General features: G+C 60.1%; 12 protein-coding genes. All 12 read left to right on the forward strand.

Going from position 1 to position 12,017, the window contains the following annotated elements:
- Positions 1 to 7: 7 nt before the first annotated feature.
- Complete coding sequence (iscX, locus tag AC3WWR_RS22230; protein WP_020795602.1) at positions 8 to 208, forward strand: Fe-S cluster assembly protein IscX; 201 nt, start codon at positions 8 to 10, stop codon at positions 206 to 208.
- 195 nt (positions 209 to 403) lie between these two features.
- Complete coding sequence (ndk, locus tag AC3WWR_RS22235; RefSeq protein ID WP_020795603.1) at positions 404 to 829, forward strand: nucleoside-diphosphate kinase; 426 nt, start codon at positions 404 to 406, stop codon at positions 827 to 829.
- Between the two features lie 28 nt (positions 830 to 857).
- Positions 858 to 2,000, forward strand: coding sequence for a dual-specificity RNA methyltransferase RlmN (gene rlmN, locus AC3WWR_RS22240; RefSeq protein ID WP_020795604.1), 1,143 nt, complete (start codon positions 858 to 860; stop codon positions 1,998 to 2,000).
- 16 nt (positions 2,001 to 2,016) lie between these two features.
- Positions 2,017 to 2,775, forward strand: coding sequence for a type IV pilus biogenesis/stability protein PilW (gene pilW / locus AC3WWR_RS22245; protein ID WP_033043496.1), 759 nt, complete (start codon positions 2,017 to 2,019; stop codon positions 2,773 to 2,775).
- The gene (locus AC3WWR_RS22250; RefSeq protein WP_492599057.1) at positions 2,775 to 3,797 is read left to right on the forward strand and encodes a RodZ domain-containing protein; all 1,023 of its coding nucleotides are present in this window, start codon (positions 2,775 to 2,777) and stop codon (positions 3,795 to 3,797) included. Before pilW ends, AC3WWR_RS22250 begins: the two co-directional genes overlap by 1 nt.
- Before the next feature lie 3 nt (positions 3,798 to 3,800).
- Positions 3,801 to 4,910 carry a flavodoxin-dependent (E)-4-hydroxy-3-methylbut-2-enyl-diphosphate synthase gene (gene ispG, locus AC3WWR_RS22255; protein ID WP_020795607.1) on the forward strand — a complete coding sequence of 370 codons (1,110 nt, stop codon included), beginning with the start codon at positions 3,801 to 3,803 and terminating at the stop codon, positions 4,908 to 4,910.
- 37 nt (positions 4,911 to 4,947) lie between these two features.
- Complete coding sequence (gene hisS, locus AC3WWR_RS22260) at positions 4,948 to 6,237, forward strand: histidine--tRNA ligase (protein ID WP_020795608.1); 1,290 nt, start codon at positions 4,948 to 4,950, stop codon at positions 6,235 to 6,237.
- Between the two features lie 41 nt (positions 6,238 to 6,278).
- Positions 6,279 to 6,920: a tetratricopeptide repeat protein gene (locus AC3WWR_RS22265; RefSeq protein ID WP_020795609.1), complete on the forward strand. Its 642-nt coding sequence runs from the start codon at positions 6,279 to 6,281 to the stop codon at positions 6,918 to 6,920.
- Entirely contained in the window at positions 6,913 to 8,064 is a 1,152-nt protein-coding gene (gene bamB / locus AC3WWR_RS22270) for an outer membrane protein assembly factor BamB (RefSeq protein WP_020795610.1), read from the forward strand. The genes AC3WWR_RS22265 and bamB overlap by 8 nt, the downstream gene beginning before the upstream one ends.
- 251 nt (positions 8,065 to 8,315) lie before the next feature.
- Positions 8,316 to 9,785, forward strand: a complete 1,470-nt coding sequence (der, locus tag AC3WWR_RS22275) for a ribosome biogenesis GTPase Der (protein WP_110747055.1) — start codon at positions 8,316 to 8,318, stop codon at positions 9,783 to 9,785.
- Positions 9,786 to 10,010: 225 nt separating this feature from the next.
- A complete protein-coding gene (locus AC3WWR_RS22280) occupies positions 10,011 to 11,159 on the forward strand; it encodes a pyridoxal phosphate-dependent aminotransferase (RefSeq protein WP_432669045.1) in 1,149 nt (382 codons plus the stop codon).
- Positions 11,147 to 11,938 carry an amidohydrolase gene (locus AC3WWR_RS22285; RefSeq protein ID WP_492599058.1) on the forward strand — a complete coding sequence of 264 codons (792 nt, stop codon included), beginning with the start codon at positions 11,147 to 11,149 and terminating at the stop codon, positions 11,936 to 11,938. The genes AC3WWR_RS22280 and AC3WWR_RS22285 overlap by 13 nt, the downstream gene beginning before the upstream one ends.
- The last annotated feature ends 79 nt before the right edge of the window (positions 11,939 to 12,017 follow it).

Below are 12,017 nucleotides of genomic sequence, written 5' to 3' on the forward strand. Positions count from 1 at the left end.
AACTGTCATGAGTCTCAAGTGGACGGATGTGCTGGAAATCGCGATCCAGCTGGCTGAAAGCAAGCCTGAAGTGGACCCTATGTCGGTCAACTTCGTCGATCTGCGTAAATGGGTGATGGAATTGCCCGAATTCGACGACAAGCCTGAGCATTGTGGCGAAAAGATCCTGGAGGCCATTCAGGCCCACTGGATCGAAGAACGCTTGTAGGAGCTGACTCGCGAAGCGAGGCTGCGATCTTTCCGGTGCCACTTGAATCTCAAGCGAAAGGCCAGGATCAAAGGATCGCAGCCTTCGGCAGCTCCTACAGAGCTGGCGACCTGTACACAGTTAGGCAATACCCAAGAACCCGCGTATAATTCGCGGGTTTAATTTTTCGCAAATTACCGTTTCTGGAGTTACACCATGGCTGTTCAACGTACTTTCTCCATCATCAAGCCTGACGCCGTTGCTAAAAACGTGATCGGCAAGATCGTTTCCCGTTTCGAAGACGCTGGCCTGCGCGTTGTAGCTTCGAAAATGAAGCAACTGTCCAAAGCCGAAGCCGAAGGCTTCTACGCTGAGCACAGCGAGCGCGGTTTCTTCGGTGACCTGGTAGCGTTCATGACCTCCGGTCCGGTTGTTGTCCAGGTTCTGGAAGGCGAAAACGCCATCGCTCGCAACCGTGAGCTGATGGGCGCTACCAACCCTAAAGAAGCTGCTGCCGGCACCATCCGTGCTGACTTCGCTGAATCGATCGACGCCAACGCCGTACACGGTTCGGACTCCGAAGCCGCTGCCGCTCGCGAAATCGCATACTTCTTCGCAGCTACTGAAGTAACCACTCGCTAAGCATTGGCTTAAGAGTGAAGGTGAATCCATGACTACATCGACTGTAAAAACCAACCTGCTGGGTCTGACTCAACAGGAAATGGAAAAATTCTTCGACTCAATCGGGGAGAAGCGTTTCCGTGCCGGTCAGGTAATGAAATGGATTCACCACTTTGGCGTCGATGATTTCGACGCCATGACGAACGTCAGCAAGGCCCTGCGCGAGAAGCTCAAGGCCGTTGCTGAAGTTCGCGGTCCGGAAGTGGTCAGCGAGGACATCTCCAGCGACGGCACCCGCAAGTGGGTGGTGCGCGTGGCGTCCGGCAGCTGCGTCGAGACCGTGTACATTCCCCAGGGCAAGCGCGGCACCTTGTGCGTTTCGTCCCAGGCAGGCTGTGCCCTGGATTGCAGTTTCTGCTCCACCGGCAAGCAAGGCTTCAATAGCAACCTCACCGCCGCCGAAGTCATCGGCCAGGTGTGGATTGCCAACAAATCCTTTGGCAGCGTCCCGGCAACCGTCGACCGTGCCATCACCAACGTGGTGATGATGGGCATGGGTGAGCCGCTGCTGAACTTCGACAACGTCATCGCGGCCATGCACCTGATGATGGACGACCTGGGCTACGGCATTTCCAAGCGCCGCGTGACCCTGTCGACCTCCGGCGTGGTGCCGATGATCGATGAGCTGTCCAAGCACATCGACGTCTCCCTGGCGTTGTCCCTGCACGCACCGAATGACGCATTGCGTAACCAATTGGTGCCGATCAACAAGAAGTATCCGCTTAAGATGCTCCTCGAGTCGTGCCAGCGCTACATGTCGTCCCTGGGCGAAAAGCGCGTGCTGACCATCGAGTACACCTTGCTCAAGGACGTGAACGACAAGGTCGAGCACGCCGTTGAAATGATCGAGCTGCTCAAGAACATCCCGTGCAAGATCAACCTGATCCCGTTCAACCCGTTCCCGCACTCCGGTTACGAGCGGCCTAGCAACAATGCCATTCGTCGGTTCCAGGATCAGCTTCATCATGCCGGTTTCAACGTCACTGTACGCACCACCCGTGGTGAAGACATCGACGCGGCCTGTGGTCAATTGGTAGGGCAGGTGCTGGATCGCACCCGTCGCAGCGAACGTTATATCGCCGTGCGTGAACTGAGCGCCGACAACGATATGGCGTCGAACGCTGCGAAGTAATCAAGAGAGGATCTCCATGTCCCTGCGCTTTGCGCTGCTTTTGCTAATGGCCAGCCTGTGCGCTGGCTGTGTGCTTTCGGGCGACTACAACCCGATGAAGACCAGCAAAGGCCGTGGCGAGGCGCTCGAGGCCTACGTGCAACTGGGCATCGGTTATTTGCAACAAGGCATGACCGAGCGAGCAAAAGTGCCTCTGAAGAAGGCGCTGGAGCTGGACGCCGCAGACCCGGACGCCAATGCCGCGCTGGGGTTGGTGTTCCAGGCCGAAATGGAGCCGGAACTGGCTGACCAGCATTTTCGCAAGGCGCTGGCTTCCCGTCCCGCCGATGCGCGAATCCTCAACAACTACGGCAGCTTTCTCTACGAGCAGAAACGTTACAAGGAAGCCTACGAGCGTTTCGAGCAGGCCGCCGCCGATACCCTGTATCCTGAGCGTTCGCGCGTGTTCGAGAACCTGGGCATGACGGCTTCGATGCTCGGCCAGCGCGAGTTGGCCCAGCAGCAACTGGAAAAAGCCCTGCGTTTGAATCGACAACAGCCTCGGGCATTGTTGGAAATGGCTGAGTTGTCTTACGAAGACAGGCATTATGTGCCCGCGCGTGACTTTTACGACCGTTTTAGCCTGCTTGCCGAGCAAAATGCACGTAGTCTATTGCTCGGCATTCGCCTGGCAAAAGTGTTTGATGATCGCGACAAGGCCGCCAGTGCGGGCCTGCAATTAAAACGACTTTATCCCGGTACATCGGAATATCAGCAATACCTGTCGGAGCAATGATGAAAGCGGCGCATCCCGAAGTTGTAGCAGCGAATCGCGTTAACCCCGGTGAGACCTTGCGCCAGGCCCGCGAAAGCAATGGCTGGTCGCTGGCCGAAGTGGCCCTTAAGCTCAACCTTACCGTCAATTCCCTGAGCAATCTGGAAGCCGGCGATTTCGACAAGCTGCCAGGGCATACCTTCGCCCGCGGCTATATCCGTGCTTATGCCAAATTGCTCGGCATGGACCAGGCCGTCCTGGTCCAGCAGTTCGACCAATCCACCGGTACCGACTCCAAGGGCAGCAGCGTTCACAGCCTGGGCCGTATCGAAGAGCCAGTTCGCGTGTCCCACACCATCTTGCGCATTGTCAGCCTGTTGTTGCTGGTGGCCGTGGTGGGTGGTGGTTTTGTCTGGTGGCAGGACCAGACCTCGCTGCGCACCAAGGACCTGATCAGCCTCACCCCAGAACACGTGGAAGTCGAAGGTGCCGATGGCACTACCCAGATTCATCCGCTGGATGAGCCGGAAGACCAGGCGGTGGCCGAGGGTGAGGCGCAAAACACCACGGCCCTGGCATTGCCGCAGGCCGACTCCGCGACCCCGGCTCCGGCTGAAACGCCAGCGCCGGCACCCGTTGCACCGACCGCCGCCGCACCGACCGCCGCCACGCCTGTGACGCCAGCCCCGGTTGTTCCTGCAGCTCCAGCTGTTGCAGCGCCGACGGTGAATGCACCGGTTGCTCCAAGTGTTGCAGCGCCAACCGCTGCGGCACCGGCGCCAGCAGCGCCTGCGGTGGCAGGCCAGGGCCAGGTCCAACTACAGTACAGCGCCGACTGCTGGACCCAGGTCACCGACGGCAACGGCAAGGTGCTGTTGAGCGGCCTGAAGCGTAAAGGCGAAAGCGTTTCCCTCAATGGCAAGCCGCCGTTTTCCGTGCGCCTGGGTTATGCCCGCGGCGCGCAGGTCAGCTACAACGGTCAGGCGGTCAATGTCGCTCCGTTCACCAGTGGCGAGACTGCTCGCCTGAAGTTGGGTCAATAAGTCATGCACGGCGAATCTCCAATCAAACGTCGCGAATCGCGCAAGATCTGGGTCGGTAATGTACCTGTTGGCGGCGATGCGCCCATCGCTGTGCAAAGCATGACCAACAGCGACACCAACGACGTAGCTGCGACCGTCGCGCAAATCAATCGCCTGGAAGCCGCGGGTGTCGATATCGTGCGGGTGTCCGTGCCGGACATGGACGCCGCCGAGGCCTTCGGCAAGATCAAGCAACTGGTCAAGGTGCCCTTGGTCGCCGACATTCACTTCGACTACCGCATCGCCTTGCGCGTGGCCGAACTTGGCGTTGACTGCCTGCGGATCAACCCGGGCAACATCGGTCGCGAAGACCGCGTGCGTGCGGTGGTCGATGCCGCCCGCGATCGTGGCATTCCGATCCGTATCGGGGTGAACGCCGGCTCCCTGGAAAAAGACCTGCAGAAAAAATACGGCGAGCCGACGCCTGCCGCGCTGGTCGAATCGGCGCTGCGCCACGTCGAACACCTTGAGCGCCTGAACTTCCAGGACTTCAAGGTCAGCGTGAAAGCCTCCGACGTGTTCATGGCCGTCGAAGCCTACCGCTTGCTGGCGAAGGAAATCGTCCAGCCGCTGCACCTGGGCATCACCGAAGCCGGTGGTTTGCGTTCAGGCACGGTGAAATCTGCCGTGGGCCTCGGTATGCTGCTCGCCGAAGGGATTGGCGATACCATTCGCATCTCGTTGGCGGCGGATCCGGTCGAGGAAGTGAAAGTCGGCTACGACATTCTCAAGTCCCTGCATCTGCGTTCCCGTGGCATCAACTTCATCGCCTGCCCGAGTTGCTCGCGGCAGAACTTCGATGTGGTCAAGACCATGAACGAGCTGGAAGGGCGCCTCGAAGACCTGCTGGTGCCGCTTGACGTCGCGGTCATCGGTTGCGTGGTCAACGGGCCGGGCGAAGCCAAGGAAGCCCATATCGGCTTGACCGGCGGCACGCCAAACCTGATTTACATCGACGGCAAGCCGTCGCAGAAACTGACGAATGACAATCTGGTGGATGAGCTTGAACGCTTGATCCGCGAGAAAGCGGCCGAAAAGGTCGAAGCCGACGCAGCGGTTATCGCGCGCGGCTGAGCCGACTGAAGAGCCGAACGGAATTTAAGGATTTAATGTGAGCAAGTCTCTGCAAGCCATTCGTGGCATGAACGACATCCTGCCCGAACAGACCCCCCTGTGGCGTCATTTCGAAGGCACCGTTTCGCGCCTGCTGGATAACTACGGTTACAAGCAGATCCGCATGCCGATCGTCGAGTTCACCGAGCTGTTCAAGCGCTCCATCGGTGAAGTGACCGACATCGTTGAAAAAGAGATGTACACCTTCGACGACCGTAACGGCGACTCCCTGACCCTGCGTCCCGAAGGCACGGCAGCGTGCGTGCGTGCGGTGCTCGAGCACGGCATCACCGGCGGTGGCCAGGTGCAGAAGCTCTGGTACATCGGTCCGATGTTCCGCCACGAGCGTCCGCAGAAAGGCCGTTACCGCCAGTTCCACCAGATCGGTGTCGAGGTTTTCAACCTCGACGGTCCGGACATCGACGCCGAACTGATCGTGCTGACCTGGCGCCTGTGGGGCGAGCTGGGCATCCGCGATGCGGTCAAGCTCGAACTCAACAGCCTGGGCACCAGCGAGTCCCGTGGCCGCTATCGTGAAGCGCTGGTCGAGTTCCTGTCCGGTCACCTGGACAAGCTGGACGAAGACAGCCAGCGCCGCTTGAAAACCAACCCGCTGCGGGTCCTGGACACCAAGAATGCCGATACACAGGCGATTCTGGTCGATGCGCCGAAAATGGCCGACTACCTCGACGAAGAATCTCGCGTGCACTTCGAGGGCCTCAAGGCTCGCCTGGACGCCGCCGGCATCCCCTATGTGATCAACCCGAAGCTGGTTCGCGGGCTGGACTACTACAGCAAGACCGTTTTCGAATGGGTCACCGACAAACTTGGCGCCCAAGGCACAGTGTGTGCCGGTGGTCGTTACGACGGCCTGGTCGAGCAGATGGGCGGCAAGCCTACTGCCGGCGTCGGTTTCGCCATGGGTATCGAGCGCCTGGTATTGCTGCTGGAAACCCTGGAGCAGATCCCGGAAGAAATCTCCCGTCAGGTCGACGTCTACCTCTGTGCCTTCGGTGAAGCCGCCGAGCTGGCAGGCCTGGCCTTGGCCGAGCGCGTGCGCGACCAGTTGCCCAACCTGCGCCTGCAAGTCAATGCCGGCGCTGGCAGCTTCAAGAGCCAGTTCAAGAAGGCCGACAAGAGCGGTGCGCTGTTCGCACTGATCCTCGGCGACGACGAGATGGCCCAGCAAGTGGTAGGTTTCAAACCCCTGCGTGGCCAGGGCGAACAACAAAGCATTGCCTGGGATGCGCTTGCTGCACACCTGGCCACCTGCGTCGTGCAGGGTTGAAGCTGTCATAACAGCCGAATTAGCGATTAAGGAGTATTGGGGTGTCGAGTACCGAAGACGAACAGCTGGCGGATTTTAAGGAATGGTGGTCACGCAACGGCAAGCCCCTGGTTACTGGCGGCCTGTTGGCGCTGGTCATCGTGTTCGGTTGGCAGGCGTTCCAGAAGTATCAGAGCAACCAGTCGCAAGGTGCCTCGATGCTCTATCAGCAATTGCTCGAAACCACGCTGACGCCTGACGGCAAGCCAGATGCGGCGCGTGTCTCGGACCTGGCCGGCAAGCTCAACAGCGAGTTCGGCGGCAGCGCCTATGCGCAATACGGCAGCCTGTTCGTGGCGAAAGTCGCGGTCGACAGTGGCAAGCTCGATGACGCAGCCAGCGAGCTCAAGGCCATCGTCGCCAAGCCGGCCAACCCGGCACTGGGCGAAATCGCCCGTCAGCGCCTGGCGCAGGTACTGGCCGCGCAGGACAAGGTCGATGAAGCCCTGAAGCTGCTGGAAGGCGATGCCGACAAGGCCTTCCTGGCCACTCGCGAAGAACTCAAGGGCGACCTGCTGGTGCAGTTGGGTCGTACCGACGAAGCGCACGCGGCGTATCAAAAAGCCAAGGCGGCACTGTCGGATGAAGCGGCGGTCGGTGGCCTGCAAATCAAGCTGGACGACCTGGCCAAAGGGGATGCGTGACGTGATTCGTTGGAAGCATGCAGCATTGCTGGCCCTGGCCATTTTGGCCGCGGGTTGCAGCAGCAACAGCAAGAAAGAATTGCCACCGGCCGAATTGACCGACTTCAAGGAAGAAGTGGTCCTGCAGAAGCAGTGGAGTCGTTCGATCGGTGACGGTCAGGGCGAAACCTACAACATGCTGGTTCCGGCCATCGATGGCGATACCATCTATGCCGCCGATGTCACCGGTGTGGTAATGGCGCTGGATCGCAGCAACGGCGACGTCAAATGGAAGAAAGATCTCGAACTGCCTGTTTCCGGCGCTGTTGGCGTGGGTTACGGTCTGCTGACGGTGGGTACGATCAAGGGTGAAATCGTTGCCCTGGACGCCATCAACGGCGAAGAGAAATGGCGCGCGCGCGTGTCCAGTGAAGTCCTCGCACCGCCGGCCAACAATGGCGATGTGGTCGTGGTCCAGACCCAGGACGATCGTTTGATCGGTCTGGATGCCGCCACTGGCAACCAGCGCTGGTTGTATGACAGCACGCCTGCGGTACTGACCCTGCGCGGTACCAGCGCACCGATCGTGACCAACCGCCTCGCGGTGGCTGGCTTCTCGACTGGTAAAGTGGTCGCTCTCGACATTTCCAACGGCGTGCCGGTGTGGGAACAGCGTGTAGCGATCCCGCAAGGTCGTTCGGAACTGGAGCGTGTTGTCGACATCGATGGCGGCTTGCTGTTGTCCGGTGAGACGATTTATGTCGCCAGCTACCAGGGTCGCGTTGCGGCACTGGACCTGCAAAGCGGTCGGCAACTCTGGCAGCGTGATGCTTCCAGCTATGCCGGTGTCGCCCAGGGTTTCGGCAGCGTCTACGTGAGCCTGTCCTCGGGCACCGTTGAAGGCGTCGACGAGCGTTCCACCACAGCCTTGTGGAGCAACGATTCGCTGGCTCGCCGCCAACTGTCGGCTCCAGAAGTGTTCTCCAGTTATGTTGCAGTCGGTGACCTGGAAGGTTACCTGCACCTGTTGAGTCAGGTGGACGGTCGATTCGTCGGCCGCGAGCGCATCGACAGCGACGGCCTGCGTGCCCGTCCGCTGGTGGTGGGTGACACGATTTATGTATATGGCAACAGCGGCAAACTGGAAGCCCTGACCATTAAGTAACGACTATGCTTGGGGTTAATCCCCCGGGCTGCTTCACTTGTGGATATGAATGTGGGAGCGAGCCTGCTCGCGATGGACGTCAACGATAACGTTTGCATCCTGAATAAACGCGGTGCTCCGGCGTTTTTCGTCGGAACGCCGCCCGGAGCAGGCTCGCTCCCACAGACAAGCGCACAGTGTTGCCCCGAGCACCAGCCGCTGCCCTCGCAGCGGCTTTTGTATTTTCTGAAATAAACGAAGTGGAGAGCCGCATGGTTCCCGTAATCGCCCTGGTGGGCCGACCGAACGTCGGCAAGTCCACCTTGTTCAACCGCCTGACCAGGACTCGCGACGCTATCGTCGGCGACTTGTCCGGTCTGACCCGTGATCGCCAGTACGGTGAGGCCAAGTGGCAAGGGCGTTCCTACATTCTGGTCGACACCGGCGGTATCTCCGGTGACGAGCATGGTATGGACGAAAAAATGGCCGAGCAGTCGCTGCTGGCCATTGAAGAAGCGGATGTCGTTCTATTCCTGGTAGATGCCAAGGCCGGTTTCACCGCCGCCGACCAGATGATCGCCGAGCATTTGCGCAAGCGTAACAAGCGTTCCCACGTGGTCGCCAACAAGGTCGACAACATCGACCCGGAAATGGCCCGCGCTGAATTCGCTCCACTGGGTATGGGCCACGCGATCCCGATCGCCGGTGCTCACGGTCGTGGCATCACCCAGTTGCTGGAAATCGCCTTGGGCGACTTCCCGAAAGACGAAGACGAGCCGGAAGAAGGCGAGGAAGAGGACGTTGCCGAAGGCGAGGAAGCCAAGCGCATTCCTGGCCCGAGCGAAAAAGACGGGATCAAGATCGCGATCATCGGTCGCCCGAACGTTGGCAAGTCGACCCTGGTCAACCGCATGCTCGGTGAAGACCGGGTGATCGTGTACGACCAACCCGGCACCACCCGCGACAGTATCTACATCCCGTTCGAGCGTAACGACGAGAAGTACACGCTGATCGACACCGCCGGTGTGCGCAAGCGCGGCAAGATCCACGAAGAAGTCGAAAAGTTCTCCGTGGTCAAAACCCTGCAGGCGATCAAAGACGCCAACGTGGTGATCTTCGTGATGGACGCCCGCGAAGGTGTGGTGGACCACGACCTCAACCTGCTGGGCTTCGCCATCGAGTCGGGTCGTGCGCTGGTCATCGCGATCAACAAGTGGGACGGCATGACGCCGAGCGAGCGCGACTTCGTGAAGGTCGAGCTGCAGCGTCGTCTGTTCTTCGTTGACTACGCCGACATCCACTTCATCTCGGCCCTGCACGGCACTGGCGTGGGCAACCTTTACGCCTCGGTGCAGAACTCGTTCAAGTCCGCGGTCACCCGCTGGCCGACCAACCGCCTGACCCAGATCCTGGAAGACGCGGTTGGCGAGCACGCACCACCGATGGTCAACAACCGCCGGATCAAGCTGCGTTACGCCCACTTGGGTGGTGCGAACCCGCCGATCATCGTGATCCACGGTAACCAGATCGAGAAGGTGCCGAAGTCTTACGTGCGTTACCTGGAAAACACTTACCGCCGTGTCTTGAAGCTGGTCGGTACGCCGATCCGCATCGAGTTCAAGGGCGGCGAGAACCCGTATGAAGGCAACAAGAACTCGCTGACCGACCGCCAGGTCAACAAGAAGCGTCGCTTGATGTCGCACCACAAGAAAGCCGACAAGAAGCGCCGCGACAAGCGCTGATCTAAGGCTTGCCTCACTCATGTGGGAGCGAGCCTGCTCGCGAATGCAATCTGTCAGTCAACGTTTATCGCGACTGACACACCGCCTTCGCGAGCAGGCTCGCTCCCACAGGGTAGGACGAGAAGAAGGGCGCTTTTGGCGCCCTTTTTTTATGGGCGCCGTTTGGGCTATCCTCGGGCTCTCCCGCGCCGCCGTTAGAGCCGGGTGTAGAGCAGGGAATCCTCGATGATCACCAGTAAGCTGCCGAATGTCGGCATCACCATCTTCACGCAGATGTCTCAGCTCGCGGCGCAAACCGGGGCGCTCAACCTGTCCCAGGGCTTTCCCGATTTCGCTGCTCCGCAGGCCCTGTGCGATGCGGTCGGCCGGCATATTGCCAATGGCCACAACCAATACTCGCCAATGACCGGGCTGCCGGTACTGCGTCAGCAGATCGCGGCGAAAATCGCCCGCAGCTATGGCGTCAGCGTCGATGTGGACAACGAAGTGACCGTGACGCCCGGCGCGACCGAGGCGATTTTCTGCGCCATCCAGGCCGTTATCCACAGCGGTGACGAAGTCATCGTGTTCGACCCGGCTTATGACAGTTACGAGCCTTCGGTTGAGCTGGCCGGTGGCCGTTGCGTTCATGTGCAACTGGGGTTGGATGACTTCAGCATCGATTTCCAGAAGCTCGCCCAGGCACTGAGTCCGCGTACGCGGATGATCATCCTCAACACTCCGCACAATCCCAGCGGCGCACTGATCAACCGTGCGGAGCTGGACCAACTGGCGGCGTTAATCCGCGATCGTGACATCTATGTGATCAGCGATGAGGTCTACGAACACCTGGTCTACGACGGTGTGCCCCACGTCAGTGTGCTGGCCCATGAAGAGTTGTATCAGCGCGCCTTCGTGGTCAGCTCCTTCGGCAAGACCTATCACGTCACCGGCTGGAAAACCGGCTATGTAGTCGCGCCGCCGGCGCTCACGGCAGAGCTGCGCAAGGTGCACCAGTACGTGAATTTCTGCGGCGTCACACCGTTGCAGTATGCCTTGGCCGACTTCATGGCCGAACACCCGGAACACGTGGAAGAGTTGCCGGCGTTCTATCAGGCCAAGCGCGACCTGTTTTGCGACCTGCTGGCGCCTTCGCGCTTCAGCTTCACCCGGGTAAGCGGTACGTATTTCCAGCTGGTCGACTACTCGCAGATCCGCCCGGATCTCAACGACGTCGAGATGGCCCTGTGGATGACCCGTGAACACGGCGTTGCGAGCATCCCGATCTCGGTGTTCTACCAGACGCCGCCTGAAGGCCAGCGCCTGATACGCCTGTGCTTTGCCAAACGTGAGGAGACCCTGCGTGAAGCAGCGGAAAAATTATGCGTGATCTGAGTGCGCTGCCGAACCTGACCGTTGCGCTGATCCAGACCACCCTGGCCTGGCACGATCGCCAGGCCAACCTGGAGCATTTCGAGCACTTGCTGGAACAGGCTCGCGGCGCGGACCTGATCATTCTGCCGGAGATGTTCACCACCGGTTTCTCGATGGAGTCCGAGACCCTCGCTGAAGCGGAAAACGGACCGACCAGTAAATGGTTGCGGGCTCAGGCGGCAAAATTCGAGGCAGTGATCACCGGTAGCGTGATTGTGCAGGCCGCTGATGGCAGCCATCGTAACCGCCTGTTGTGGGCGCGGCCGGACGGCGAAGTGTGGCACTACGACAAACGTCACCTGTTCCGCATGGCCGGCGAGCACAAGCACTTCACCCCCGGCGAACGCCAGGTGCAATTTGAGCTCAAGGGCTGGCGAGTGCGGCCGCTGATTTGCTACGACCTGCGCTTCCCGGTGTGGAGTCGCGATGCGCAGGACACTGACCTGCTGCTGTACACCGCCAACTGGCCGGGCGCACGGCGCCAGCACTGGAACCGCTTGCTGCCGGCGCGGGCCATCGAGAACCTGTGCTACGTGGCAGCGGTGAATCGCATCGGCACCGATGGCAAGGGCTTTGCCTATACCGGGGACAGCCAGGTGCTGGATTTCCAGGGCGAGACGTTGCTCAGCGCGGGGGAGGCGGACGGGGTGTTCAAGGTGGTGCTGGATGCGGCGGAACTGGCAGCGTATCGCGCGCGTTTTCCGGCGAACCTGGATGCCGATACCTTCGAGTTCACCTGAGACTTGCACTGCCTGAGCTGGCCCCTTCGCGAGCAGGCTCGCTCCCACATTGGAATGCGTTCTCCTGTGGGAGCGAGCC

The organism is Pseudomonas sp. EB271-G4-1 (assembly GCF_058791355.1).